At 72.9% G+C, this 26,316-nt stretch carries 22 protein-coding genes and 1 rRNA gene; 8 read left to right on the top strand and 15 right to left on the bottom strand.

The window, feature by feature from the left end; all coding sequences use genetic code 11:
- Window positions 1-48: 48 nt before the first annotated feature.
- The 10 genes from ABD140_RS00115 to ABD140_RS00070 form a co-directional block, all read right to left on the bottom strand.
- Window positions 49-2,229, bottom strand: a complete 2,181-nt coding sequence (locus ABD140_RS00115) for an acyl-CoA dehydrogenase family protein (protein WP_344235281.1) — start codon at window positions 2,227-2,229, stop codon at window positions 49-51.
- Window positions 2,230-2,332: 103 nt separating this feature from the next.
- Window positions 2,333-3,466 carry a glycosyltransferase gene (locus ABD140_RS00110; protein ID WP_344235279.1) on the bottom strand — a complete coding sequence of 378 codons (1,134 nt, stop codon included), beginning with the start codon at window positions 3,464-3,466 and terminating at the stop codon, window positions 2,333-2,335.
- 200 nt (window positions 3,467-3,666) lie between these two features.
- Window positions 3,667-5,271, bottom strand: a complete 1,605-nt coding sequence (gene murJ, locus ABD140_RS00105; RefSeq protein WP_344235277.1) for a murein biosynthesis integral membrane protein MurJ — start codon at window positions 5,269-5,271, stop codon at window positions 3,667-3,669.
- Window positions 5,268-6,137: a hypothetical protein gene (locus ABD140_RS00100; protein WP_344235275.1), complete on the bottom strand. Its 870-nt coding sequence runs from the start codon at window positions 6,135-6,137 to the stop codon at window positions 5,268-5,270. The genes murJ and ABD140_RS00100 overlap by 4 nt, the downstream gene beginning before the upstream one ends.
- On the bottom strand, window positions 6,134-7,105 hold the full coding sequence (locus ABD140_RS00095; RefSeq protein WP_344235273.1) for a copper transporter: 972 nt from the start codon (window positions 7,103-7,105) through the stop codon (window positions 6,134-6,136). Before ABD140_RS00095 ends, ABD140_RS00100 begins: the two co-directional genes overlap by 4 nt.
- Window positions 7,102-8,340 (bottom strand): putative cytokinetic ring protein SteA, encoded by a 1,239-nt coding sequence (steA, locus tag ABD140_RS00090; RefSeq protein WP_344235271.1) that lies wholly within the window; start codon window positions 8,338-8,340, stop codon window positions 7,102-7,104. Before steA ends, ABD140_RS00095 begins: the two co-directional genes overlap by 4 nt.
- 38 nt (window positions 8,341-8,378) lie before the next feature.
- On the bottom strand, window positions 8,379-10,088 hold the full coding sequence (recN, locus tag ABD140_RS00085; protein WP_344236405.1) for a DNA repair protein RecN: 1,710 nt from the start codon (window positions 10,086-10,088) through the stop codon (window positions 8,379-8,381).
- 76 nt (window positions 10,089-10,164) lie between these two features.
- Window positions 10,165-11,061: an NAD kinase gene (locus ABD140_RS00080; protein WP_344235269.1), complete on the bottom strand. Its 897-nt coding sequence runs from the start codon at window positions 11,059-11,061 to the stop codon at window positions 10,165-10,167.
- Window positions 11,058-11,855 (bottom strand): TlyA family RNA methyltransferase, encoded by a 798-nt coding sequence (locus tag ABD140_RS00075; protein WP_344235267.1) that lies wholly within the window; start codon window positions 11,853-11,855, stop codon window positions 11,058-11,060. Before ABD140_RS00075 ends, ABD140_RS00080 begins: the two co-directional genes overlap by 4 nt.
- Window positions 11,852-12,019 (bottom strand): hypothetical protein, encoded by a 168-nt coding sequence (locus ABD140_RS00070; protein WP_344235265.1) that lies wholly within the window; start codon window positions 12,017-12,019, stop codon window positions 11,852-11,854. The genes ABD140_RS00075 and ABD140_RS00070 overlap by 4 nt, the downstream gene beginning before the upstream one ends.
- 173 nt (window positions 12,020-12,192) lie before the next feature.
- Between ABD140_RS00070 and ABD140_RS00065 the strand changes: the two genes are divergently transcribed.
- The 5 genes from ABD140_RS00065 (at window position 12,193) to ABD140_RS00045 (ending at window position 16,757) form a co-directional block, all read left to right on the top strand.
- Complete coding sequence (locus ABD140_RS00065) at window positions 12,193-12,534, top strand: SCP2 sterol-binding domain-containing protein (RefSeq protein ID WP_344235263.1); 342 nt, start codon at window positions 12,193-12,195, stop codon at window positions 12,532-12,534.
- Window positions 12,535-12,862: 328 nt separating this feature from the next.
- Window positions 12,863-13,747 carry a nitroreductase/quinone reductase family protein gene (locus ABD140_RS00060; protein WP_344235261.1) on the top strand — a complete coding sequence of 295 codons (885 nt, stop codon included), beginning with the start codon at window positions 12,863-12,865 and terminating at the stop codon, window positions 13,745-13,747.
- Window positions 13,748-13,871: 124 nt separating this feature from the next.
- Window positions 13,872-14,210 carry an ArsR/SmtB family transcription factor gene (locus ABD140_RS00055; protein WP_344235259.1) on the top strand — a complete coding sequence of 113 codons (339 nt, stop codon included), beginning with the start codon at window positions 13,872-13,874 and terminating at the stop codon, window positions 14,208-14,210.
- The gene (locus ABD140_RS00050) at window positions 14,210-14,479 is read left to right on the top strand and encodes a hypothetical protein (protein WP_344235257.1); all 270 of its coding nucleotides are present in this window, start codon (window positions 14,210-14,212) and stop codon (window positions 14,477-14,479) included. Before ABD140_RS00055 ends, ABD140_RS00050 begins: the two co-directional genes overlap by 1 nt.
- A gap of 115 nt (window positions 14,480-14,594) precedes the next feature.
- On the top strand, window positions 14,595-16,757 hold the full coding sequence (locus ABD140_RS00045; RefSeq protein ID WP_344235255.1) for an MMPL family transporter: 2,163 nt from the start codon (window positions 14,595-14,597) through the stop codon (window positions 16,755-16,757).
- Here ABD140_RS00045 and ABD140_RS00040 read toward each other — a convergent pair.
- Window positions 16,754-17,740: an HAD-IIA family hydrolase gene (locus ABD140_RS00040; RefSeq protein ID WP_344235253.1), complete on the bottom strand. Its 987-nt coding sequence runs from the start codon at window positions 17,738-17,740 to the stop codon at window positions 16,754-16,756. The genes ABD140_RS00045 and ABD140_RS00040 overlap by 4 nt on opposite strands.
- Window positions 17,741-17,743: 3 nt before the next feature.
- Window positions 17,744-18,112: a tetratricopeptide repeat protein gene (locus ABD140_RS00035; protein ID WP_344235251.1), complete on the bottom strand. Its 369-nt coding sequence runs from the start codon at window positions 18,110-18,112 to the stop codon at window positions 17,744-17,746.
- Between the two features lie 138 nt (window positions 18,113-18,250).
- Here ABD140_RS00035 and ABD140_RS00030 point away from each other — a divergent pair, with 138 nt between their 5' ends.
- From ABD140_RS00030 to ABD140_RS00020, 3 genes are all read left to right on the top strand, one after another.
- Window positions 18,251-19,483 (top strand): DUF1015 family protein, encoded by a 1,233-nt coding sequence (locus tag ABD140_RS00030; protein ID WP_344235249.1) that lies wholly within the window; start codon window positions 18,251-18,253, stop codon window positions 19,481-19,483.
- A gap of 51 nt (window positions 19,484-19,534) precedes the next feature.
- Window positions 19,535-20,452 carry an MBL fold metallo-hydrolase gene (locus tag ABD140_RS00025; RefSeq protein ID WP_344235247.1) on the top strand — a complete coding sequence of 306 codons (918 nt, stop codon included), beginning with the start codon at window positions 19,535-19,537 and terminating at the stop codon, window positions 20,450-20,452.
- 148 nt (window positions 20,453-20,600) lie between these two features.
- Window positions 20,601-21,641: a DUF2776 family protein gene (locus ABD140_RS00020; protein ID WP_344235245.1), complete on the top strand. Its 1,041-nt coding sequence runs from the start codon at window positions 20,601-20,603 to the stop codon at window positions 21,639-21,641.
- Between the two features lie 31 nt (window positions 21,642-21,672).
- On the opposite strand, the gene ABD140_RS00015 is transcribed toward ABD140_RS00020, so the two are convergent.
- The 3 genes from ABD140_RS00015 to rrf all read right to left on the bottom strand — a co-directional run bounded on the left by ABD140_RS00015 (window position 21,673) and on the right by rrf (window position 26,184).
- Complete coding sequence (locus ABD140_RS00015; RefSeq protein ID WP_344235243.1) at window positions 21,673-22,839, bottom strand: alkaline phosphatase PhoX; 1,167 nt, start codon at window positions 22,837-22,839, stop codon at window positions 21,673-21,675.
- A gap of 473 nt (window positions 22,840-23,312) precedes the next feature.
- Window positions 23,313-25,664: a hypothetical protein gene (locus ABD140_RS00010; protein WP_344235240.1), complete on the bottom strand. Its 2,352-nt coding sequence runs from the start codon at window positions 25,662-25,664 to the stop codon at window positions 23,313-23,315.
- Window positions 25,665-26,067: 403 nt separating this feature from the next.
- A 5S ribosomal RNA gene (rrf, locus tag ABD140_RS00005) occupies window positions 26,068-26,184 on the bottom strand.
- Window positions 26,185-26,316 lie beyond the last annotated feature (132 nt).

Below are 26,316 nucleotides of genomic sequence, written 5' to 3'. Positions count from 1 at the left end.
GGGCCGGCCCCGCCCCCCCCCGGGGGGGGGGAGCGGGGCCGGGGTGCCTCACTTGCCGGGTTCGGGGTCGCGAGGGAGGCCGAGCAGGCGCTCACCGATGATGTTGAGCTGGACCTCGGTGGTGCCGCCGTAGATCGTCATGGCGCGGCTGAAGAGCATGGCGCGGGCGACGATGCCGGTGGGGGCCATCGGCTCCTCGATCGCGGCCAGGTCGCCCTGGGAGGCCCAGCAGTGGTCGGCGACGTTCTGGTTGAACTGCACGCCCAGCAGCTTGCGGACCGAGGCCTCGGCGCCGGGGTTGACGCCCGACAGCTGCTTGAGGGTGGTGCGCAGGCCCAGCAGGTCGATCGACTGGCCGTCGGCGATCAGCCGGCCGGCCTCGGCCTTGGCCTGCGGCGTCAGCTCCCTGCCCTCCAACCACGCCAGCAGCTCGGGCACTCCCATGCCCAGGCCGCCGCCGGTGGACAGCGACACCCGCTCGTTGGAGAGGGTGTTGCGGGCGACCTGCCAGCCCTTGTCGACCTCGCCGACCACGCAGTCGTCCGGCACGAACACCTCGTCGAGGAAGACCTCGTTGAACAGCGCCTCGCCGGTGAGCTCGCGCAGCGGGCGCACGTCCACGCCGGGGGACTTCATGTCCACCAGGAAGTAGGTGATGCCCTCGTGCTTGGGCGCGTCGGGGTTGGTGCGGGCGATGCAGAAGCCCCACTGGGCGTGCTGGGCGACCGAGGTCCAGATCTTCTGGCCGGTCAGCTTGAAGCCGCCCTCGACCTTCTCGGCCTTCATCGACAGCGCGGCCAGGTCCGAGCCGGCGCCCGGCTCGGAGAACAGCTGGCACCAGACGATCTCGCCGCGCAGCGTCGGGCGCAGGAAGCGCTCCTTCTGCTCCTCGGAGCCGTAGCTGACCAGGGACGGCACCAGCCAGGCGCCGATGACCAGGTTGGGCGCCTTGACCTTGGCGGCCCGCAGCTCCTGCTGGATGAGGATCTGCTCGATCGGCTGGGCGCCGCGGCCCCACGGCTTGGGGAAGTGCGGGACCGTCCAGCCCTCGTCGCCCATCTTGGCGTTCAGCTCGCCGCGGTCCTCGATCGCCTTCAGCTCGGCGATCTCGGCGCGGACGCGCTCGCGCAGCGGCGCGGTGTCCTCGTCGAGCTCCAGCTCGACCGCGCGGCGGCCGCCGGCCAGCGCCAGCTCGGCCACCTCGACGGCGGCGTCGTGCGCCGACGCCGACAGCGCCTTGTTGGTCAGCGTCCGGCGCAGGTAGACGTGGGCGTCGTGCTCCCAGGTGAAGCCGATGCCACCGAGGATCTGGATGGCGTCGCGGGCGATCTGCGCGCAGGTGTCGGGGGCGATCACGGCGGCGACGGCGGCGGCGAACCGGGCGTCCTTGGCCCCCTCGCCCACGGCGCGGGCGGCGTCCCAGACGGCGGCGCGGGCCTGCTCCAGGCCGATGAGCATGCGGGCGGCCTTGTGCTTGACGCCCTGGAACTGGCCGATGGGCCGGCCGAACTGCTCGCGGACCTTGGCGTACTCGGCGGCGGTGGTCACGCCCCAGGACGCCGCGCCGATACTCTCGGCGCCCAGCAGCACGGCGGCCAGGTCGTTCACGCGCGCGTCGGTGACGCCGTCGAGCACCCGCTCGGCGGGGACGGCCAGGCCCTCGGCCTCGATCCGGCCCGAGCGCCGCACCTTGTCCAGGCTCGGCCGGGCGGTGACGGTCAGCGCGGCGGCGTCGACGGCCACCCAGTCCTCGCCGGCCTTCAGCACGATCACGTCGGCCATGCCCGCGCCCAGCACCGGCTCGGCCGAGCCGCTGATGCTCAGCGCGTCGCCCTCGCGGACGGCGGTGAAGCCGCCGGCCAGGCAGAGCGCGCCGGTGCGGGAGCCGTCGGCCAGGCCGGCCAGCAGGCCGTGCGCCTTGGCGTTGGTGGAGGAGGCGATCACCGCGCTGGCCAGCACGGTGGGCAGGAACGGGCCCGGCGCGGCGGCGCGGCCCAGCTCCTCGGCGACCACGGCCAGCTCCAGCAGCCCGTAGCCCTGGCCGCCCTGCTCCTCGGGCAGGTGCAGGCCCAGCAGGCCCTGCTCGGCCAGCTGGGGCCAGAACGCGGGCCTGGTCTCCTCCTCGGCGTCCAGGGCGGCGCGTACCACCGCCTGGGTCACGTAACGCTCGGCGAAGCCCCGCACCGACGCGGCCAGGTCCTCGTGCTCCTCGGTCAGCCCGATGGCCATGCGCACACCTCTCCAGTCGTCCCGGCCGGCTCCGCCCAGGGGGTGCGGCTCCGTAGCCGAGGGTTATTCTAGAACGGGATTCAATCACACTGGAGTGGCGACTCTACTCACTCCCCCGCTCCCGAAGGAACCCCCGGTAGTACGCCAGGAGCCGGTCCACCGCGTCCTCCTCGCCGGGCAGCTCACGGCCCCGCCGCGCCGACGCCTCGGCCAGGCCGCGCGCCTTCCGGGGGTCCTCCAGGACCGAGGCGACCGCCTTGGCGAGCTCCCCGGCGTCGCGCGGGGGCACCAGCAGCGCCGCGTCGTCCGTCATGCCGGGGATGCCGCCGACCCGGGTGGCCACCAGCGGTCGGCCCGCCCGCAGCGTCTCCTGGACGAACAGGGGCTGGCCCTCCCACAGGCTCGGCACCACGACGAGGTCGGCCGCGGCCAGCAGCTCCGGGACGTCGTCGCGCCGCCCCAGCAGCCGGACCGGCAGGTCGTCGGCGGCGATCCGCTCGCGCAGCCGCCCGTCCAGCGGGCCGTCCCCCACCAGCAGGAAGAGCGTCTCCTTCTCCCGCAGCCAGCCCGCCACCTCCAGGAGGTCGAAGAGGCCCTTCTGGTCGGCCAGCCGCGCCACCGTCAGGACCGCGTGCTGGTCGCCCAGGCCGAGCTCCTCGCGCAGCCGCTCCCGGGCGTCCGGGCCGGGCTTGCGGTCCATCTGGGGGGAGGGCACCAGCGCGTGGCCGACCCGGCGCGCCCCCAGCGCGCGCATGCGCTCCTCCAGGTCGGGCGAGACGCCCAGCACGCCGGAGGCGCCGCGCGCCACGACCCGCTCCAGCACGGCGTAGGCGGCCCCGACCATCCCGCCCTCCAGCACCGCGTTGTGCAGGGTGACCACCACCGGCGGCCCCGTCTCCACCCGCAGGCCCTCCAGCCTGCCGCGGGCCAGCACCGCCAGCCCCCCGGCGCGCAGCCCGTGCGCGTGCACCACGTCGGCGCCGCGCACCAGCGAGCGCAGCCGCGCCACCGCCTTGAGGTCGGTTCCGGGCCGGGGCCGGTCGGCGATCTCCACCGGGGCGAACCGCACACCCGGCCCGGAGAACCCGAAGGTCTTCTCGGTGGACTCGGGCCCGCACACCAGCACCCGCGCGCCGCGGGCCGCCAGCCCCGCCGCCACGGACCGCACGTGCGCCCCGATCCCGCCCGCGCTGGTGGCCAGCACCAGCGCGACCCTCATGCCGTGCCCTTCTTCCATGTCCTCACCTCGCCGTAGTCGTACTTCCCCCGGACGGCCCGTCCCCCGACCGTAGCCTGACCGCCCGCCCCCCGCGGCACACCCTGTGGACGGCCCGGCGCGCGTCCCGCCACGGGCGGCGCGCCGCCGGACGCGCGCCCTCCGGGGAACGGCCCGACGATCAAGGTCGTGCCCGGATCCCTACCCGCCGTCCGGGCCGCTCACCTCCGCCGCGCCAGGATCTCGCGGAGGTCGTCCCTGGCGGTGAAAGCGGCGAGCACGCCGAAGACGATCGCGGCGGCCAGCGCGGCGGCGGCCGCGCCCAGCAGGTTGTGCATCTGGTCGCCCACCCCGAACGCCCGCGCGACCGAGTACCCGGCCGCCGCGCCCACCGAGCCGCCCAGCAGCCCGCCGAGCGCCGCCCTGGGCAGCCCGTCGACGGCGGCCAGGCCCCGGGCGCGCACCAGCGCCACCAGCAGCAGCGCCCCGGCGACGGTCATGCCCGCGGCGTTGCCGAAGCCGAAGGCCGCGACCACCCAGTCCTCGGGCACGAGCCGAACGAGCACGACGTCCGCCACCAGCACCGCCACCCAGCCGATGACGACGGCCCGCGCCGACTCCCTGCCCCGGTCGCAGGCGTACAGGGCGCGCCCCAGATGGGCGACCAGCCCGTAGCCGAGCAGGCCCGGCGCGAACGCCAGCAGCGCCCGCGCCAGCACCTCCGGCTGGGCCTCCACGCCCGGCCGGGGCGGGTCGAAGAACCAGGCGACCGGCACCGCGACCGCGGCGACCAGGGCCGCGCCCAGGCAGGAGACCAGCACCACCGCCCGCGTGGTGCTCGCGGCGATCCGGTCGAAGTCGGCGGGGTCGGCGTCCTGGAAGCGGGCGGACAGCGACTGGAAGGCGCTGGTGGCGATCGGCACCACCAGGATCGCCCACGGCAGCAGGTAGATCGCCCAGGCGTAGGTGTAGTGGGACAGCGCGGCCTTCGTACCCTGGTTCTTCAGGATCAGGATCGCCAGCGTCGTCAGCTGCTGCGCCACCACCGTCGCCAGTCCCGCGAACGCCAGTACGCGCACCTGCCGCCCCACCCCGTCGGGGAAGCGCAGCGCGGGCCGCAGCCTCAGCTTCAGCGGCCAGCCGGCCGCCAGCGCCACGACGACCATCGCCGACACGCCCACCGTCGTGCCGACCGAGAGCATGAGCTCGGCGTCGCGCGGCACCTCCGGCAGCCGGTCGGGGTCGTGCCCGTCCATCAGCGGGACGTAGGCCAGGTAGGCCGCGATCATCACCAGGCTGGACAGCAGGGGCGCCAGCGCCGGGCCGGTGAACCTCCGGTGAGACTGCAGCACCCCGTACAGCACGACCGCCAGCCCGTACATCACGATCTGCGGCGCGAACACCAGCAGCATCCGCGCCCCGATCGCCCGGTACGCCGCAGGGTCGCAGCCGCCCAGCTCACCGCCCCAGCTGAGCAGCGCCATGATCGGCCCGGCCAGCAGCGCCACCAGCAGCGCCAGCGGCACCAGCAGCATCAGCACCCAGGTGAGCAGCGCCGAGGCCGTGCGCCGGACGGTCTCGCCCTCCCCGCGTTCGGCGGGCCCCGCCAGCACCGGCACCACCATGCTGGCCAGCGCGCCCCCCGCGACGATCTCGAACATGATGTTCGGCACCTGGTTGGCGGTGAAGTACACGTCGCTCAGGCACGAGGTGCCGACCGTCTGGGAGAAGACCGCGGTGCGGCCGAACCCGGCAAGGCGGGACAGGACGGTCAGGACGGCGATGAGGAGGGCGGCGCCGGCGATACCGCTCGCGAGGCGTCTCACCGGACCTGGACGGGCTCCGGCTTGGTCTCGACCGGGCGGCGGCCCAGCATGTCCACCCAGTTCAGCGGCGGGCTCTCCCGGATGACCTTGGTGAAGCTGACGTACTCGCTGACGGCGTTCAGCGCCACCAGGCCGCCCAGCACCGCCAGCCGCCCCGGCAGCGGCAGCCGCGTGGCCGACAGGCCCAGCAGCGCGCCCAGCGCGTTGGCGCCGGCGTCGCCGAGCATCGCCCGCTCGCCCAGGTCCTCGGGCAGCAGCGCCACCGCCGCGCCCAGCGGGGCGGCGACCACGGCGGCCCCGGCCCCGGCGGCCAGCAGCAGCCCGGTGATCAGACCCACCTTGATCGCCCGGCCGGGCCGCAGGTCGAAGAGGTTCATCACGTTCGCCCCGGCGGCGACGATCGCCCCGTTGAGCAGGGTGTCCAGCGCGCGCCCCGCCGGCGTGCGGGCCGGGGAGCCGGCGAGCGCGGCGGCGGCCAGGCCGGTCGCGCCGATGCCCAGCACCTTGACCGCGCCGGTCGTCACCTCGCCGCGGGCCAGCGCCGCGAGGTGGCCCTTGAACCCGCGCGAGGAGCCGTCGCCGGCCAGGTCGTCGTAGGCGCCCAGCACCCCGGAGGCGGCGCCCGCCACCAGCGCGGCGGCGCGCATCCGGCCGGTCAGGCCGGGCGCGGCCAGCCCCGCCGCGGCGGCGCCGGCCACGAACGCCGGTCCCTCCAGCAGCGTGACCGGCTCGGAGCGGTGGTTGACGCGGCCCCACACCTCCTGCCCGGTGAGGCCGTTGAACCCCGGCGGGCGGCGGGTGAGCGCGGTGTAGGCGGCGCGGGCGGCGACGGCGCCGAGGACTGTGCCGATCAGGAGACGCTTCACGGCTTTTCTCCAGAGGTGGTCGGGACGGTGGGCAGGGGCTCGGGCAGGTAGCCGCTGACGTCCGACCCCGTGCCGTAGTGGCCGGACCGCCCGCTCATCTCCACGTTGAGCGCCAGGACGGTCACGATCTGCCCGGAGGCGGTGTTCGCGGCGTCCACCGAGGAGACCGACGAAGCCGCGTCGGAGGAGCGCAGCGCGGACAGGAGTCCGCCCGCGCCCGCCGAGGAGGCGTCGCCGGCCGCCACGGTGCCACGGGTGCCGCGGTCGAACGCCGCCGTCAGCGCGACCAGCGCCTTGTCGTCCTCCTCGGCGCCGTCGCCTTCGAACGGGCTCGCCGGGGCCACCACTACCGCGAGTGTGGCACGGGCACCCGGCTTTCCGCCGGTGGTCAGCAGACCCTGGTCGCGGAAACCCTGCAGGACCGACCCGGAGCCGACCTCCTCGTGCCCGGCCTGGTCGGCGTCCTTGGTCACCAGCATGGTCGCCAGCAGCGTCCCGGCCTTGGTGTAGGCGTCCGCGCCCTCGGGATAGGTCAGGTCGGCGGGCTTGTGCACCTCGGCGAGCTGGTCGACGGCCTGCACCTGGTCGTCGGAGAGGAACTTGTCGGTCAGGCTCACCCAGCCGGTGACGGTGCCGCCCGCCTCCTTGACCGCCGCGTCCAGGCCGGTGCGCATGGCCTCCTCGGCGCCGGGCGCCAGGACGAAGAGCACCGACTCGTCCTTCAGCCGGTCGGCCAGGATCTGCGGGCCGATCGCCTCGGCGAAGCGCTCCTCGCCCGCCAGCTGGTCGCCCTGGGCCTTCACCTGCGCCCGCAGCTCGTCGTTGTTGCGCTGGATGACCTGCACGTTCTGGTCGACGATCTTCTTGGACGCCTCCTGCGCGGCGGTCGTGGAGCCCAGCAGCAGGCCCGTCGCCAGAGCGAGGAAGACGGCGACGATGGAGACGAGGTGGTAGCGGAAATCGATCACGTGAAGAATCCGGTCAGCCAGAAGAGGAAGGAGTGCCAGTGCTCCACCAGGGCCGACATCAGGGTCGGCCCCGACGGGGAGACGGCCAGTGCCGCGACCATGGTGACCAGTGCCGCGGCCACCAGGACCAGCAGTGCCGAGGAGGAGATCCGGCTGCGGTACAGCAGGCTCACGCCCTTGGCGTCGACCAGCTTGCTGCCCACCCGCAGCCGGGTGAGGAAGGTGCTGGACATGCCGGCGCGGCCCTTGTCGAAGAACTCGACCATGTTCATGTGGGTGCCGACCGCGACGATGAGCTGGGCGCCCTTGTCGTCGGCCAGCAGCATCGCGCAGTCCTCGCTGGTGGCCGCGGCGGGGAACACCACCGCGTCCTGCCCGAGCTCCTCCACGCGCCTCAGGCCGGGCGCGCGCCCGTCCCGGTAGGCGTGCACGACGATCTCGGCGCCGCAGGTGAGCGCCTCGTCGGAGACCGAGTCCATGTCCCCGACGATCATGTCGGGCTTGTACCCGGCCTTCAGCAGCGCGTCGGCGCCGCCGTCGACGCCGATGAGCACCGGCTTGTACTCGCGGATGTAGGGGCGCAGCGTGGCGATGTCCTCGCGGTAGTGGTAGCCGCGCACGACGATCAGCGCGTGCCTGCCCTCGAAGGAGGTGCGCACGTCCGGGACGCCCACGCCGTCGGTGAGGAGCTCCTGCTCCTTCTTGACGTACTCCATCGTGTTGGCGACGAACGACTCCAGCTGGGCCGACAGCCCTGCCTTGGCCTCCTCGATGGCCGCCTCGATGGTCTCGGCGGTGTGCCGGATGCCCTTGGCGACCAGCTCGTCGCCGCGGTAGACCGAGGCGCCGTCCAGCCGCAGCACGTCGCCCTCGGCGACCTTGTCGAAGATCTCCGGGCCGACGTCGTCGAGGACCGCGATGCCGGCCTCCAGGAGGATCTCCGGGCCGAGGTTGGGGTAGCGCCCCGAGATGCTGCGCGAGACGTTGACCACGGCGGCGATCCCGGCCGTCACCAGCGAGTCGGCGGCGACGCGGTCGAGGTCGACGTGGTCGATCACCGCGATCTCGCCCGGCTGCATGCGTTTGGCCAGGTTCTTGGTGCGCTTGTCCAGCCGGGCGGTGCCGCTCACCCCGGAGCGGTCGTCACCGGCGCCGGACCTGCGCAGGCCGAAGAGGCGCACACCGCGCAGGCGTGATCGCGTGCGCGTGTCGGATTCGGCCCCCGGTTCGCTCATGACCTCTACATCCTGCCAGAGCCGTACAACCCGTCGGGTCAGGCCTGTTCGTCCTTGTCCCGGGCCGCGATGTCCAGCAGTTCCTCGGCGTGGGCACGCCCGAGTTCGCTGTCCTCCAGCCCGGCCAGCATCCGGGACAGCTCCCGGACCCTGGCGTCGGTGTCCAAGGTTTGCACACCGCTGCGGATCACGGTGCCGTCATCGGACTTTTCCACCAGAAGGTGCTGATCGGCGAAGGCGGCGACCTGCGGCAGGTGGGTGACCACGATCACCTGCGCGGTCCGCGCCAGCTTGGCCAGGCGGCGGCCGATCTCGACCGCGGCCTTGCCGCCGACACCCGCGTCGACCTCGTCGAAGACGAAGGTCGGCACCGGGTCGGCGCCGGCGAAGACCACCTCGATGGCGAGCATCACCCGCGACAGCTCGCCGCCGGAGGCACCGCGGTTCAGCGGCATCGCGGGCGCGCCCGGATGCGCGGCCAGCCGCAGCTCGACCTCGTCGACGCCGTGCGGGGTGAACCCGGCGGCGCGGGTGAGCGCGACCACGATGCACGAGTGCGGCATGGCCAGTGCCGACAGCTCGGCGGTGACCGCCGCGGAGAAGCGCTCGGCGGCCGCCTGGCGCACCTCGGTCACCCGCGCGGCGAGCTCGTGCAGCCGCTCGGCCAGCTCGGCCTCCTCGGCCTCCAGGGCGGCGATCCGCTCGTCGTCGCCCTCCAGCTCCTGCAGCCGCGCGGCGGCCTCCCGCGCCCAGGCCAGCGCCTCGTCCACGCCGCCGCCGTACTTGCGGGCGAGCATCGACAGGTCGGCGCGGCGCTCCTGGACGGCGGCCAGGCGCTTGGGGTCGGCCTCGACGGACTCGGTGTAGGCGGCCAGCTCGCCGCCGATGTCGGCGATGAGGTACCCGGCCTCGGCCAGCCGGTCGGCCAGCGCGCCCAGCTCCGCGTCGTGGTCGCGGACGGCCTCCAGCGCGCCGCGCGCGGTGCCCAGCAGGCTCGTGACGTCGGCGAAGGCCTCGACCTGGGACGGATCGCCCAGGAGCGCCTCGTGCGCGGTGTTGGAGGCGGTGCGCAGCGCGTCGGCGTTGGCCAGCCGCTCGTCCTCGGCGGCCAGCTCCACGTCCTCGCCGGGGCGCGGGTCGACCTTCTCGACCTCCTCCAGCCCGAAGCGCAGCCGCTCGGCCTCGTCGGCGCGCGCCCGCGCCTGCGTGGTCAGCTCCTCGAGGAGTTTGCTGACCTCGCGGTGGCGCTGGTAGGCGCGGGTGTACTCGCGCAGCGGCGCGACCAGCTCCGCGCCCGCGTAGCGGTCCAGCGACTCGCGCTGGCGGCCCGGCTGCAGCAGCCGCTGCTGGTCGGACTGGCCGTGTACGGCCACCAGGTCGTCGGCGAGCGCCAGCAGGGTGCCGACCGGCACCGAGCGCCCGCCCAGGTGGGCGCGGGAGCGGCCCTCGGCCGACACCGTGCGGGTGATGATCAGCGCGTCCTCGTCGAGGTCGCCGCCGGTCTCCTCCACCCGCGCCGCGGCCCGGCCCGCCGGGTCGAGGACGATCCTGCCCTCCACGACCGCCTTGTCGGCGCCCGGGCGCACCCGCCGCGGATCGCCCTTGCCGCCGAACAGCAGCCCGAGGCTGGTCACCACCATGGTCTTGCCGGCGCCGGTCTCACCCGTCACCACGTTGAAGCCCGGCGACAGCTCCAGCACTGCCTCGTCGATGACGCCAAGGCCCTTGATCCGGACCTCTTCGACCATCGGTCTCAAGGGGACACCTCATCCGCTCGCGCAGTACCGTTCTCCGCCGGACCGGGCACCCGATCCGGCGCAAAGATTATCGCTCCTGTGTGCGAACGCGCCCCCGCCAGCCCGCGACCGGGAGCCCGAACTTGGTCACCAGGCGGTCGGTGAACGGGGTGAGGTGCAGCCGTGCCAGCCGCACCGGAACCCCGCTGCGCCGCACCTCGACGCGGGCCCCCGGAGGCAGGTCGACGGTCCTGCGTCCGTCGCACCACAGTACGGCCCCCTCGTTCTCCTGGGTCACCTCGACCGCGACCGTGGAGGCCGGGGAGACCACCAGCGGCCGGGCGAACAGGGCGTGCGCGCTGATCGGCACCACCAGCATCGCCTCGACCTCCGGCCACACCACGGGGCCGCCCGCCGAGAAGGCGTAGGCGGTGGAGCCGGTCGGGGTGGCCACCACCACCCCGTCGCAGCCCCAGTGCGACAGCGGCCGCCCGTCGATGCCGACGACGAGCTGGAGCAGCCGCTCGCGCGCCACCTTCTCCACCGACGCCTCGTTCAGCGCCCAGGTGCGGTGGTCGGAGCCGTTGTGGCGCACCAGGACGTCGATCGCCATGCGCTCCTCGACCTCGTACTCCCCGGCGACGACCCGCGCGGCGACCGCGGCCAGGTCGGCCCGTTCGGCCTCGGCGAGGAACCCCACGTGGCCCAGGTTGACGCCCAGCACCGGGGTGCCGGTCTCACGGGTCAGCTCGGCGGCGCGCAGCAGGGTGCCGTCACCGCCCAGCACGATCACCAGCTCGGCGCCCTCACCGGCGGCGCGGTCGGCCGGGCAGGGCTCGGCTCCGGCGCAGCCGATGTCCTCGGCCTCCTCGGCCAGCACCCGCACTCCGATGCCCGCCTCCTCCAGCTGCCGGATCACCAGCCTGGCGCTGGTGACCGCGCCCGGCCTGCCGGTGTGCGCCATGATCAAAACGGTGCGGGTCATCGCGGTCCCTCCGCCACCGCCCGTTCCAGGTCCTCCTCGGCCAGGGGCGGGGCGCCGGCGCGCAGCCAGAGGAAGTACTCGACGTTGCCGGACGGACCCGGCAGCGGGCTGGCCGCCACGCCCAGGACGCCCAGCCCCAGCGTCGCTGCATGCGCCGCGACGCCGCGCACGGCCTCCTTGCGCAGCTCCGGGTCGCGCACGACCCCGCCCGCGCCGACGCGCTCCTTGCCCACCTCGAACTGGGGCTTGACCATCATCGCGTAGTCGGCGCCGGGCGCCGCGCAAGCCCGGATGGGCGCCAGGACCTTCGTCAGCGAGATGAACGACAGGTCGCCGACGACGACCTCCGGCGGCTCGCCGACGTGCTCGGGCGCCATGTCCCTGATGTTGAGCCGCTCCACCACGGTGACCCGCTCGTCGGTGCGCAGCGACCAGGCGATCTGCCCGTAGCCGACGTCCACCGCCACCACGTGCGCGGCGCCCGCGCGCAGCAGCACGTCGGTGAACCCGCCGGTGGAGGCGCCCGCGTCCAGGCAGCGCCGCCCCTCGACGCGCAGCCCGGAGAAGGCGCTCAGCGCCCCGGCGAGCTTGTGGCCGCCGCGGGAGACGTACTCGGGCCCCTCGTCCTGCTGTTCGACCACCAGCGCCGCGGACGTCTCGACCTGGGTCGCGGCCTTGGCGGCGACCTGGCCGCCGACCTTCACCCGCCCCTCGGCGATCAGCTGCCCCGCGTGTTCGCGGGAGCGGGCGAGCTTGCGCCGCACCAGCTCGGCGTCGAGCCTGCGGCGGCTCATCCGGTCGCCCCCCGGGCGGACTCCGCGTCGGCGAGGACCTCCTGCAGGCCCAGATGCACCCGCTCGAAGACCGCGACATGCCCAGCGACCGGCGTCCCCGGCAGCGCGCCGAGGGCGGCCAGCACGGCGTCGACCCGCTCGTCCCCGGTGGACCCTGGCTCCATCTCCCCGCCCATCACAACGCTCGACGATTCCCTCTGCCCGTGCAGACCGGGCGTCCCGGGAGGATCCGGTGTTCCCGGCGCGCCGCGGTTCGCATGCGGCACACGAAGAACGCTACCGTCCTGTGACGACGATGATGTCGGATGATGTCGACGGAACGGGGAATGGGCCTGTCATGGCGACGGTGGAGGAGTGCGAGGCGGCCCTGGCCGACCTCGTGTCCCGTCTCGATGAGGTCGACCCGGACAAATGGGCACAGCACGCGGTCGACCGCACGATCAGCTGCCACATCAGCGACCTGGGCGTCTCCTACGCCAGCCGCCTGAGCAGGACCGGCGTGGCGCCCTTCGCCCCCACCGGCGACCCCAGGTCCGCCCAGGTGCGCCTGACGATCGCCGCCCGCGACCTCGTCGACCTCGCCTCCGACCGCCTCAGCCCCACCAAGGCCTGGGCCACCGGAAGGCTCCGCATCGAGGCCAGCGTCCTCGACCTCCTGCGCCTGCGCAAGGTCCTGTGAACCCCTCCCGTTGACAATTCCGGGGGATGACTGTTTCATGACCTTCGTGTCCACGTGGCACCGGCCAGAGAGCAGTGGGCAGGCCGGCGACCGGGCGAGACACGGGATGCAAAGGAGCCGACTCATGGGCATTCTCCCCGCGCACAGCGCCTGACGTTCAGCGTCCGCGCACGGCTTCTCCCCTTATCGCATTATCGCGGTCTTCCGCTCATCGCGGTCTTTCCGCGCCGCCGTGCGCTCTTTTCCCCTTCCAGGCCTCATCGGCCTTTCCGCGATCTTCGCTTCCCCTTTCCCTCTCTCTCCCCGGGAGTTCTGACATACCATGCCCATGTCCTTCAACCATGCGGTCATCGAGGAGTTCCGCGCCAACGGCGGCCGCGTCGGCGGCCCCTTCGAGGGCGGCGACCTCCTGCTGCTCACCACCACCGGCGCCAGGTCGGGCGAGGAGCACACCGTCCCCCTCGGCTACGTGCGCGACGGCGCCCGCCTGCTCATCGTGGCCTCCGCCGGCGGCTCCGACCGCCACCCCGCCTGGTACCACAACCTGCTCGCCCACCCCATGGTCCGCGTCGAGATCGGCGACGAGATGTACGGCGCCATCGCCGTCCCCGCCGAAGGCGCCCGGCGGGACGCCCTGTTCGCCAAGGCCGTCGACGCCGCCCCCGGCTACGCCGACTACCAGAAGCAGACGGCCCGCACCATCCCGGTCGTCACGCTCCAGCGCTCGGAGCCCGAGGCGGACGCCCCTCCGCCCGCCGACCTGGCCGGCAAGCTCCTGGAAGTCCACACCTGGCTCCGCTCGCAGCTCCAGCACGTCCGCGCCGAGGCCGACGCCTACTTCACCGAACGGGAGCGCGGCGGCCCCGGCACTCCCCCGGGCTTGGGCCTCCAGCTACGCCAGCACTGCCTGGCCTTCTGCGAGTCCCTGACCTTCCACCACACCAGCGAGGACTCCCACCTCTTCCCCGCCCTCGAGGCGGCCCACCCCCACCTGCACGACACCTTCACCCGGCTCCACAAGGAGCACCAGACGCTCGCCCGCCTGCAGAAAGAGCTCCTCGACCTCCTGGAAGGCGTCTCCACCGCCGACCCGGAACGCTTCCGCACCGATCTGAAGCGCATCTCCGAGGAGCTCCGAGCCCACCTGTCCTACGAGGAGGAGCACCTCCTCCCGATCCTCGCCGAGATCCCCCTTCCGCCGGCCCTCACCTAAGCCGAATCCTGGGCGAACCGCCCCTTCCGCACCGCGGAAGAGGGCGGTTCGCCCGTTTTCTCCCAGCACCTGCAAATTCAAATATACATGTGCTAACTTTTCTTTGCATGTACGAGGACACGCCGTGAGCCCAGGCGGGCCGAGCGGAGACGACCTGCTGCGCGTGCTGAGCACACTGGCCAATCCGCACCGGCTGCGGGTGCTGGCCGCGCTGGCCGCGGAGGACGACTACGTGAGCCGGCTGGCGCGGCGGCTGGGAATCAGCCGGCCCCTGCTCCAGGTGCACCTGCGCAAGCTGGAGGCGGCGGGCCTGGTGACCGCGCGGACGGAGCTGTCGGACGACGGCAAGGCGCTGAAGTACTACGAGGTCAACCCGTTCGCGATCGAGCTGACACCGCGGTCCGTCGAGGCCGCGGTGCGCACGCTGACCGTTCCCGGGGACGAGACGAAAGGATCAGGCTGATGGACGGACACGAACTGGCGGAGGTCGTCGGCGCCCTCGGCGTCTTCGCCTTCATCACCACGGTGATCACAGTGATCATCCTGCAGGTCGGGGCGACGGTCCGCGCCCGCGCGGTGCTGGCGCGCGAGGAGGAGTACCGCAGGCTCGCCGAGTCCTCCGCGAACGCCCAGCGGGGAACCGACCGGCGGCTCGCCGAGATCCACGACCGGCTCGCCGCGCTGGACGAGCGGATGCGCTCGCTGGACCAGGTGCTCCGCACGGTCGAATGACCCGGTGGACGTTCCGGGCCGTCGAGCGGCAACTCGACGGCCCGGACGAAGAAGTGCCATCCCGCCATGGGGCGGGTTCTCACAGGACACTCCCTCAGGGAAAGGACAGCAGTTCGTGCTGCCTGAACGCAAATCCTCCCTCGGTCCGCTGGTGGAGCGGATCGCCGGCTGGTCGGTACGGCACCGTGCGGCGGCGATCACCGGCTGGCTCGCCCTGGTGGCCGTCTCCGTGCTGGCGGGCCCGCTGCTCGGCCTGGCCCCGGTGAACAGCACCGATCCCGGCGAGTCCGGCCGGGCCGACCGCGTCCTCGACGCGCAGACCTCCTACGTCCCGCTGCAGGAGAACATCCTCGTCCAGCCGCGCGGCGACGGCGCCGGACCGGCCGCCGCGGGCTCCCCCGCCCGGCGCGCCGTCGAGGACCTGACCACGGCCCTGCGCTCGCTGCCCGGCGCGGTCACCGCACTGCGCTCACCGCTGGAGCGGGACGGCCTCCTGTCCGCCGACGGCCGCTCCGCCCTGATCAACCTTCAGATCGCCGGACCCGGCGACGCGTTCTCCGCCCACTACGACGCGATCGCATCGGAGGTCGAACGGGTCGCCGCGCTCCACCCGGACGTCCGGGTCGCGCAGGCCGGGGACAAGAGCCTGGCGGACGCGGTGGACATGGGCATCAAGGACGACATGAAGCGCGCGGAGTTCTTCTCCCTGCCGCTCACCATCGTCATTCTGCTCGTGGTGTTCGGCTCGCTCGTCGCCGCCGGGATCCCGCTCCTGCTGGCGATCACCAGCGTGCTCGGCGCGTTCGGCCTGCTCCAGGTGGCCGCGCACTGGGTCCCCGTCAACAGCGCCGCCTCATCCATCGTCCTGCTGATCGGCATCGCGGTGGGCATCGACTACTCGCTCTTCTACCTGCGCCGTTCCCGCGAGGAGCGGGCGGCCGGGCGCGGTGTCGCGGAAGCCCTCGAGATCACCGCACGGACGTCCGGGCACGTGGTGGTCCTCTCCGGGCTCACCGTGATGGTGTGCCTCACGGGCCTGCTGTTCACCGGCCTCGACAACTTCAAGGGACTGACCGCCGGGACGCTCCTCGTCGTCGGCATGGCGGTGCTCGGCTCGGTCACCGTCCTTCCCGCGCTGCTGGCGGCGCTCGGCCCGCGGGTCGACAAGGCGCGGCTGCCCCTCCTGGGCCGCCGCGCCCCGGCCGACGGGTCCCGATTCTGGACGGCCGTGGCGGGCGTCGTGGTGCGCCGCCCGCTCCGGTCCGGCGGCCTGGCGGTTCTCGCGCTGGCCGTGATGGCCGTCCCGGCGCTGGACATGCGGCTCCAGGACGCCGCCGTCACCGACAGCCTCCCCCGGACGGTCCCCGTGGTGGACGCGGCGCTCCGCATGCAGGAGGCCTTCCCCGGGACTCCGTCCCCCGCCTGGATCGTCCTGTGGGAGAAGCGGCCCGGCGCGCTGGACGCGCCCGGCGTCCGGCGGGCGGTGGACCGGCTGGAGCCGATCTCCACCGCCCGCACCGACCGGATCCTGGTCGCCCGCGTGCCGCTCGCGCACTTCGGCACCGGTGAGACCGCCAACCGCTCGCTCGAGGCGCTGCGCGCCCACAGGGCCCCCGCCGCGCTCGGCTCCCTGGACGGCGTCGATCACGCGGTCTCCGGCAGGACCGCCTTCGCCTACGACTTCACCGAACGGATCACCGACCGCTCCCCGCTGGTCATCGGCTTCGTCCTCGCCCTGGCGTTCGTGCTGCTGGCCTTCTCGTTCCGCTCCCCGGTCATCGCGCTGATGTCGATCGCCCTCAACCTGCTGTCCCTGGGCGCGGCGTACGGCGTCCTCACCTGGGTCTTCCAGGACGGCCACTTCGGCTCCGTGCTCGGATTCACTCCCTACGGCGGGGTGATCGGCTGGCTGCCCCTGTTCATGTTCGTGATCCTCTTCGGGCTGAGCATGGACTACCACCTGTTCGTCCTCAGCCGCGTCCGCGAGCACCGGGCGGAGGGCTCCTCGATGAAGGAGGCGATCGTGGCGGGCGTCGGCACCGGCTCCGGGGTCGTGACCAGCGCCGCCACGATCATGATCGCCGCCTTCGGCGTCTTCGCCGTACTGTCGGCGATCGAGTACAAGATGATGGGCGTCGGCCTTGCGGCCGCCGTCCTGCTCGACGCCACCCTCATCCGAGGGGTCCTGCTGCCCGCCGCGCTCGCCCTGCTCGGCGACCGCCTGTGGCCCGTCCCCGCGCCCGCCGCCCCTCCGATGCCGGAGCCGGTGGCCTCCTAGCCCAGCCCCAGGACGTCCAGAGCCGGTTCGACGGCCCCGCGGGGGGCCGGGGTGTCGGTGTGCCAGGCGGCTGCGGCCAGGGCGTAGAGGCCGCGCCAGGGATCGCCTTCGCCGGTGATCCGGATGGCGGGTCCGTCCCAGGCGGCCGTCCAGGCTCCGCAGGTGTAGGCGCCCGCCTGCTCTTCGACCGGGGGGTGGTCGGTGAGCAGGCCGGTCAGGTCGGGGGCGAGGTAGGTGGGGCGGTGGTGGGGCGGGGCGGTCAGCGCCGTGAGGGGGTCGGTCACACCAGTGAAGACCAGAAGGCTGTCGGCGCCGCCGTTATAGGCGCCCTCGATGTCGGTGTCGAGGCGGTCGCCGACGATCAGGGGGCGCTCGGCACCGGTGCGCAGGATGCTCTCGCGGTGCAGGGGGGTCTCGGGCTTGCCGGTGATGATCGGGTCGACGCCGGTGGCGTAGCGGATCACCTGGGCGAGCGAGCCGTTGCCGGGCTTGGGCGGGCCGGCGGGGACCGGGACTGTGAAGTCGCCGTTGGAGGCCACGAACAGCGCGCCGTTTCGGACGGCCTGGGCGCCCTCGGAGATCAGGCCGTAGTCCAGGTGCGGGGAGAAGCCCTGGACGACGGCCTCGGGGCGGGCGGCGGACGTCGAGACGGGGGTCAGGCCCTGGGCGTACAGCGCGTGCCGCAGAGCCGTGCCGCCCACCACCAGCACCTTCGCCCCCGCTGGGAGGCGCTCGGCCAGCAGCCGCGCCGCCGCCTGCGCGGAGGTCACCACGTCCTCGGCCGCGGCCGGGACGCCCAGGCTCGTCAGCAGGTCGGCGACGGCGCCGGGCGACCGCGAGGCGTTGTTCGTCACATAGGCCAGCCGCATCCCCTGGGCCCGCGCCTTGGCCAGGGATTCGGCGGCGTTCTCGACCGGCTTGCGGCCGCGGTAGACGACACCGTCCAGGTCCAGCAGCGCCACGTCGTAGGCGTCGATCAGCATTCGTCATCTCCGGGAGTCGAGGGTTGCTCGGGCATGCCGCAACGCCGAGGCGTAGTCCTGGTTCTCCGGCCGCATCGCCGCCGCCAGGGCCAGGTGCTCCACCGCGGCCTCGAACTCGCCCATCCGGCTCAGCGCCAGGCCCAGCCCGAACCGGGCGTAGTCCTCCGCCGGATTCTCCTCGATGATCGACTGGAAGTTCTCAGCGGCCTCGGCGTAGTGCCGCGCCCCCAGCAGCGCCCGCCCCAGCGCCTCCCGGAGGCTGGGCGAGCGCGGATCGGCCTCCACGGCCCTGGCCAGCGGCTGCACGGCCGCCGCGGGACTGCCCGAGCCCAGCAGCCGCATGCCGCGCGAGTAAAGGTCGTAGACGTCCACGGGTGTCTCCTGAGGCTCATTCGAACCTTCCACCAAGGCACGCACCTCCCCTGCACCTCCATGCGTAACATGCCCCGCTCCCGTATGTCCGGACCCTGCGGCGGGAATCTTCACGGCCCGCGGGGAACTTGAACGAACGTGAGCACTTCTGACACGCCGCCCGCGGGCCTGGAACTCCTGCCCTTCGCCGGGGTCCGCTTCTCCGCCGCCGCGGTGGGCGGCCTCGAGTCCGTCACCTGCCCGCCGTACGACCTCATCGACGAGGACGACCTGCGGCGGCTGAGGGCGGAGGACACCCACAACATCGTGCGGATCACCCTGCCGGCCGGCGGCCACGCGTCAGCGGGCGGGCTGCTGCGCGCGTGGCTGGCCGACGGGACGCTGACCGTCGACGACTCTCCCGCCCTGTACGTCTACGAGATGGGCGGCCCCCGGTTCCTGCAGCGCGGGCTCATCGGCTGCGTGGGGCTGCGGGCCGAGTCCGAGGGGGTGATCCTGCCGCACGAGAACGTCTACCCCGGCCCCGTCCGCGACCGGCTCGCCCTGATGGAGGCCACCCGCGCCAACCTGGAGCCGATCCTCCTCACCTACGAGGGGGACGGACCGGCCAGCGACCTGGTCGACAGGGTCGCCGACGGCTCCGAACCGGTGCTGGAGATCGTCTCGGGGGACGGGACGCGGCACCGCCTGTGGCGCCTGGCCGACGACGGCACCGTCGCCGACGACCTGCGCGACCGCCGGGCGCTGATCGCCGACGGCCACCACCGCTACGCCGCGTACCGGGAGTTCCAGGCCCGCCAGGACGGTCCGGGCCCGTGGGACTACGGGCTGGCGCTGCTGGTCGACTCCCTGCGCTATCCCCCGCATCTGGGTGCCATCCACCGCGTCCTGCCGGGCCTGGACCCGCAGGAGGCCGTCACGCGGGCCGCGGAGGCCTTCCGCGTCACGCCGCTGGAGGGCGGTCTCGCCAAGGGGCTCACCGCCCTGGAGGCGGCTCCGGACGGCCTGCTGATCGCCGGTTCGGGCTGCCGCCTGTGGCTGCTCGACGAGCCCGACCCCGTCCGGCTGGCCGCGGCCCTGCCCGCCGACCGCTCCGCGCGCTGGCGCTCCCTGAACACCGCGGTCCTGGACGGGCTGCTGATCGGCGACCTGTGGAAGATCGTCCCGGACGAGCACAGCGTCCAGGTGGTGCACGACGACCCGGCGCACGCGGTGGCGCGCGCGAGCCGGGCGGAGGGCACGGCGGTGATCCTGAACCCGCTGACGGTCCCGGAGGTGATGGCGCTGGCCGCCGGCGGGGAGCGGGTGCCGCGCAAGTCGACGTCGTTCGGGCCCAAGCCGCGCACCGGCCTGGTGATGCGGCTGCTCTGAGACCCGGCGCCTTTACGTTGTAGATCATCAATGGCGGGTTAGTGTGAGGCCATGGCGAACCTGATCACGCCGCTCGGCGACGACGTCTACGAGATCGACACCCAGATGGCCGGATTCCAGGGCATCACCGCCGGCTATCTGATCCTCGGCGACCGGCCCTGCCTCATCGAACCCGGCACCTCCGGCTCCGCCCCGATCGTCCAGGAGGCGCTGACCTCCCTGGGCGTGTCCGCGAACGACCTCGCCTCGGTCGTCGTCACCCACATCCACCTCGACCACGCGGGCGGCGTCGGCGACATCGCCGCGCTCTACCCGTCCGCCGAGGTCGTCGTCCACGAGAAGGGCGCCCGTCACCTCGCCTCGCCCGAACGGCTCGTGCGCAGCGCGCGCATGGTCTTCGGCGACATGTTCGACGCCCTCTTCGGCGAGCTGAAGCCCACGGACGCCGCCCGCATCACGTCGGTGGAGGACACCGGGGTCGTCGACCTGGGCGGCGGCCGCCGGCTGGAGACGTACTACTCCCCCGGCCACGCCCGCCACCACGTCGGCCTGCTCGACTCCCTCACCGGCGACCTGTACGTCGGGGACGCCGCGGGCATCTACATCCCCGAGACCGCCGAGGTCCGCCCCGCCACTCCCCCGCCGGACTTCGACCTGGAGACGGCGCTGGCCTCCCTCGACCGGTTCCGCGAGCTCCGGCCGACCCGGCTGCTGTTCGCCCACTACGGTCCCGTGACCGACGTCCCCCTGACCCTCGACCGTTCCGAGGAGGAGCTGCGGCTGTGGGTCGAGACCGTCCAGCAGGCCCACGACGAGGGCCTGGACGTCGACCACGCCGTCGCCATGGTCCAAGAGCGCACCGCCGGACGGTACCGCTCCTACGAGGACCCCGAACTGCGGGAGAAGTACGAGGTCCTCAACAGCACGCCGAGCAACGTGGCCGGGATCATGCACTCGCTCCGGAGCTGACCGCAGGACCGCGCCGGACACCGCCTCCGGGCCGGACATCACTTCCGGTACCTACATTCCTGCGCAGAAAATTAAGCATTGCCATGTTCTTCGGGAGAGAAAGCCTGGCAGGAGAGGAGAGGACACCGCCGAACCCACCGGAGCAGCGATGAACCTGGGCATCAGCGTCCTCTTCAGGGCCATCCCTCTGGTCATGGGCGCCGTCTGCCTCGCGTTCGGCCTCTACCTGCTGCGCGTCGACGACCCCGGGCACTTCGTCGCCGGCCACGTCAACATCGCGCTGGCCGGCATCTGCTACGCGCTCTTCACCACCGCCGCGACGATCATCCGGCAGCTCATCGAGCGCTACCGCACCCTCTGGCGCATCCTGCTCCCGGCCACCGGCTACCTCGTGGCCCTGCTCACCGTCATCTGGGGCATCGTCATCATGCGGCAGGGCCACGCGCCGGAGAACCAGCTCACCGGCCACGTGGTGCTCGGCGTCGGGCTCATCTCCGCCTGCGTCAGCACCGTGGCCACCTCCTCCACCTACTTCACCTTCATCTCGCGCAACGCCGCCCAGGGCCCCGAGGCGGGAGCGCCCGACGAGGTGTACTCGGCGACGACCGGGCGGGTCCTCATCGCCATCCCGTTCGTCTGCGGCCTCATCGAGGTCATCCTGGCGATCGTGCTGTGGACCGGGAGCACCACCGCCTCCTGGGTCGCCGGCCACGTGGTGTTCGGCCTGGGCGCCATCTGCCTGAGCCTGGTCTCCCTGGTCGCCAGCATCGTCCGCCAGGTCCGCAACGGCTTCGGGGAGCCCGAGCGCTTCCGGTGGAGCGCGATGGTCGTCGTGCTGGGGACGATCAACGTCCTGCTCGGCCTGGGGGTGCTGATCTTCGCGCACTCCTCCGCCCGGATAGCGCCCGGCTGCATCCTCATCGGCCTCGGCCTGATCTGCTACAGCATCCTGTCCAAGGCGCTGCTGCTGGCCCTGGTCTGGCGGCGGCAGGCGCCCCTGGCCAACCGCATCCCCATCCTGCCGATCCTCACCGCCCTGGCCTGCCTGTTCTTCTCCGCCTTCCTCGCCGAGGCCGCCGACACCGACTCCGCCTTCTTCGTCGCCGCCCGCGTCATGGTCGGCCTCGGCGCCGTCTGCTTCACCCTCTTCTCGATCGTCTCCATCCTCGAGGCCGGGACCTCGACCTGATCCCCCGGGCCAGGGGGACCAGGTCCGGGGGTCAGGCGCGGAAGGGGCCGCTCACCTCGTAGGTCACGCCGCCGGTGCCCAGGATGACGCCGCTGGCGCCCCGCTGGGAGGAGAAGTACAGCCGCGACCCGTCCGGCGAGAAGGCCGGGCCGGTGATCTCCGAGTCGGGATGCCCGTCGACCTGCACGAACGGGGCGACGACGCCGTCGGGGGTGATGAGGTTGATCTGCATGTCGTCGCCGTCCTCGGCGATGTAGAGGTCGCCGCCGGAGGTGCCGGTGATGTTGTCGACGCCCTTGAGCGTGGCGGCCCCGTTCGCGACGAGGTCGTCGTCGTAGGCGATGCCGAGCACCTCGTTCACCGCGTCGTAGGACCACACGCGGTTGTCGCCCTTGGTGGTGAAGTAGCAGACGTCTTCGCTGTAGTAGCAGCCTTCGCCGCCGGTGAACCGCATCGCCCCTGCCACCTGGTCGCGGGTGGGGGTGATCCACCGCTCCGGCTGGGGCACCTTCTCCCAGCCGACCTTCCCCGGCCCCGAACCGACCAGCACCTGCAGCTCACCGGCCGACAGGTCGCCCCACACCTGCGGGAGGAACCGGTAGAAGCAGCCGTCGGAGCGGTCCTCGGTGAGGTAGACGGCCTTGCGGACCGGGTCGCAGGCCGCGGCCTCGTGCTTGAACCGGCCGAGCGCGGGCCGCTTCTTCGCGGCGTTCTTCCCGTACGGGTCGGTCTCGTAGACGCAGCCGTAGTCGTACTCCTCGCACGACAGCCACGTCCCCCACGGCGTCGCCCCGCCCGCGCAGTTGATCTGCGTCATGTTGAGCGTCCGGTAGGCGCCGGTGATCGTCCCGTCCGCCGCGAACCGCACCGCCGAGGCCCCGCCCACGAGCGGCACCTCGGAGTTGCTCACGTAGATCCACCCGTCGCCGTCGGGGAAGCAGGCGCCCCCGTCCGGCGCCGCGTGCCACACGTACCCGGTGTCGGCGACCTTCTTCATCGACCGCGCGACCACCCGGCTGCTGAACCCCTGCGGCAGCCGCAACCCGTTCGCGTCCACCGACCCCAGCGGTCCGTACGGCCCCGCCCCCGGCTGCGCCGGCCCCGCGAAAGCGCTCTGCCACAACCCTCCGGCGAAGGCCGTCGCACCCGCCCCCACCACCGTCGCCCGCAGAAAGTTCCGCCGTCCCACACCGCGCATAGCGTCCACTCCTCCTCGAGTACCACCGAACGCCGTGCAGTCGATCATCCGATCCCCCGCCAGACCACAACAGCCCCGTGAATATGGCGCGAACACCCCCGGCCGTCAAGACCTGAACCTTCCTCAGATTCCCGTCCCCGCCCCCCGAAACCTCAGGGGGTTTTCCGATTCCCTACCCGACATGCCCCTCCCCACCGGCCTTATGACGGCTTTCGAGCCGGCAGCCGGGGAATCGGCGGAAAGAGACCCGCGAGACCTTCCCTCCTCCGCCCGCGCGCCTTCCGCCGACGGAACCTTCCTCGCCGCACGAAGCAGCCCGCGGAAACCCACGGGAAGGGAGGGCCCCGGCCTTCAGGCCGCCTGCCCATGGGTCAGGGGCGCCCAACGGTCCTCGGGGGCTTCTTCTCGGCGAGGAGGGCGGTGGCGAGGTCCGGGGGTGAAAAAGAAGAAGGCCCGCGGAGCGGGCCTTCTCGTCAGTCGGTTTCCTCGGTGCCGGGGGACTCCGGGTCGGGGAGGGCGTCCGGCGGGGGCTGGAAGGACAGGGTCAGCGGGGACTCCGGCTCGCGGGGCCTTTCGTCCGCGGGCTCCAGCTCGGGGGTCGCCGAGGCGGGGGCCTGCGGGGCGGGGGGCTCCTGGCCGGACTCGGGGGTCGCCGCGGCGGAGTCCTCGACGGACGCCTCGACGGACGCCTCGGCGGTCTCCTCGGCGGTCTCCGGGTCGACGATGTCGATGATCTCGAGGCCGTCGAGTTCGGCGTAGCGCTCGGTGGCGTCGGTCTCCTCGTCGCGGTCGGCGGCGGCCGAGCGGAGGAACCAGTCCTTGGCCTCCTCCTCGCGGCCGGCGGCCACGAGGGCGTCGGCGTAGGCGTAGAAGAGGCGGGCGGACCAGGGCCGCAGGCGCCGGTCCTTCAGCTCGGGGATCTGCAGGGCGACGACCGCCGCGTCGAACTGGCCGAGGTCGCGGCGGGCGCCGGACTCCACGATGTGGAGTTCGATGCGCTCCTCCTTGGGCAGCGAGCCCGCTTCCTTGGAGCGGGTGATGTCCAGGGCGCGCTCGGGCCGGCCGAGGCCGCGTTCGCAGTCGGCGAGGATCGAGAGGTAGAGGTCCTCGCGTCCCGGCAGGCGGCGGGCGGCGCGCAGCTCCGACAGCGCCTCGGACCAGGCGCCCGCGTGGTAGGCGGCGATGCCGCAGGCCTCGCGGACGACCCCGACCCGGCTGGCCAGGCGGCGCGCCGTCTTGGCGTGCCGGTAGGCGAGCTCGGCGTCATCCTCGACCAGCCGCCCCGCGGCGACCAGGTGGCGGGCGACGAGCGCCGCCAGGTCCTTGGGCAGCGTCCGCAGCTCCTCCCGCGCCTCGACGTCCAGCTCCTCACCGGTGATCTCCTCGGGGATCACCGGGTCGTCATAGGACGTGCGCTGCGGGTCCCGGTCCTCCCGGGCGCCGTAGCCACCGCGCTGGCGCCGCTCCTCACGACGCTCCCCGAACCGCTCCTCGGCCGACGGCCGCCCCTCTCCGCGGAACTCGCGCCGCTCCCCGGGCCGCCCCCGGTCGTCCTTACGGAACTCACGGCGCTCGCCCTGCGGGCGGTCATCACGACGGAACTCACGACGCTCACCGGACTGGCCACGGTCATCGCGACGGCCGAAGCCACGGTCATCCTTGCGGAAGTCACGACGCTCACCGCCCTGGGAGCGGTCGTCCTTACGGAAGTCACGGCGCTCGCCGGACTGGCCGCGGTCGTCACGACGGCCGAAGCCCTTGTCGTCGCGGCGGAAGTCACGCCGCTCGCCCGACTGCGGGCGGTCGTCGCGACGGCCGAACCCACGGTCGTCCTTACGGAACTCGCGACGCTCGCCCTGCGGACGGTCATCACGGCCAAAGCCGCGGTCATCCTTGCGGAAGTCACGACGCTCGCCCTGCGGACGGTCATCACGACGCTCGCCGGACTGGGGGCGGTCATCACGGCGGCCGAAGCCGCGGTCGTCCTTGCGGAAGTCGCGACGCTCGCCCTGCGGACGGTCATCGCGGCGGAAGTCGCGGCGCTCACCGGTCTGGGAGCGGTCGTCACGGCGGAAGTCGCGGCGCTCGCCCGACTGGGGGCGGTCGTCACGACGGCCGAAGCCACGGTCGTCCTTACGGAACTCGCGGCGTTCGCCGGACTGACCGCGATCGTCGCGGCGGCCGAAGCCCTTGTCGTCACGGCGGAAGTCACGCCGCTCGCCGGGTCGACCCCGGTCATCACGGCCGAAGCCGCGGTCGTCCTTACGGAAGTCACGACGCTCGCCGCCCTGGGAGCGGTCGTCCTTGCGGAAGTCGCGGCGTTCACCGCCCTGCGGACGGTCATCACGACGGAACTCGCGGCGTTCGCCGGACTGGCCGCGATCGTCGCGACGGCCGAAGCCCTTGTCGTCACGGCGGAAATCACGCCGCTCGCCCGACTGCGGGCGGTCGTCACGGCGGCCGAAGCCACGGTCGTCCTTACGGAAGTCACGACGCTCACCGCCCTGGGAGCGGTCGTCCTTGCGGAAGTCGCGGCGCTCGCCGGACTGCCCCGCGTCACGGCGGTCGAAGGAACGTCCCCGTTCATCGCGCGCCTGGGGTTTTCCGAAACGGTCCTTAGAGCGTTCGCCGGACTGGCCCTGCCAGCCGCCGGAGCGCTGTCCCGAACCCGCCGACTGAGGCCGACCCTTTCCAGCGGCCCCCGGCTTGAACGGCTTACGGGCACCAGGCTTACGCGCCGGCCGGCCGTTCCCACGGCCTCCGTTCGCGCCCTGCTGCCCCTGACGTCCCTCGCGGTTGTCGCCGCGGCCTTCCTCTTCCTTCACCTCTACATGGTAGACGGAACGCGGCGACCCTCAGACGCGAACGCCGTCCCCGCCCGGAAAGGGAAACCCCCGGAAAACCCGGGTTTCCTTTCCCCGTCGGAACCACCCTCCGGGCGCATCGCCGTCCTCTCCTCCGCCGCCCTGGGAAGGCCGCCAGCGCCCTTTCCCGCGCCGAGGCGAACTCACCCACCGCGCTCCGCTCCCAGGCGCTCTGCAGGCCCACGAGCCGAGTCACCGCACCGGCCCGACGCCCCGCGCTCAGCTCCCGGCGGCGACGAGACCTTCCCCACGTTCACCATCGCCTTCCACGGGAAACCGGGCGGTGGAAAATCGCTCCGGAAATGCGAAAGGCTTCAGAATGCGGAAAGGCCCCGGACAATGTCCGGGGCCTTTCACACGTTGATTGCGGCGGTGACCTACTCTCCCACACAGTCTCCCATGCAGTACCATCGGCGCTGGAGGGCTTAACTTCCGGGTTCGAGATGGGACCGGGTGTCTCCCCTCCGCCATAACCGCCGCAAGTCTCAAGAGACTCGCAGCAATCTGCGGTCATACTATTCAGTTTCAGCGCGGTAGCCGGCTGTTTTCCGGGAACCGCACAGGGACGCGAGCACACACATCAGGTCTTGAAAGAATTTGGTGTGTTGTAGTC

The sequence above is a fragment of the Actinocorallia libanotica genome, from assembly GCF_039525175.1.
Classification (GTDB): domain Bacteria; phylum Actinomycetota; class Actinomycetes; order Streptosporangiales; family Streptosporangiaceae; genus Actinocorallia; species Actinocorallia libanotica.
Note: the sequence above shows the minus strand (reverse complement) of the source record. Positions and strands in the feature narration are given on the sequence as shown.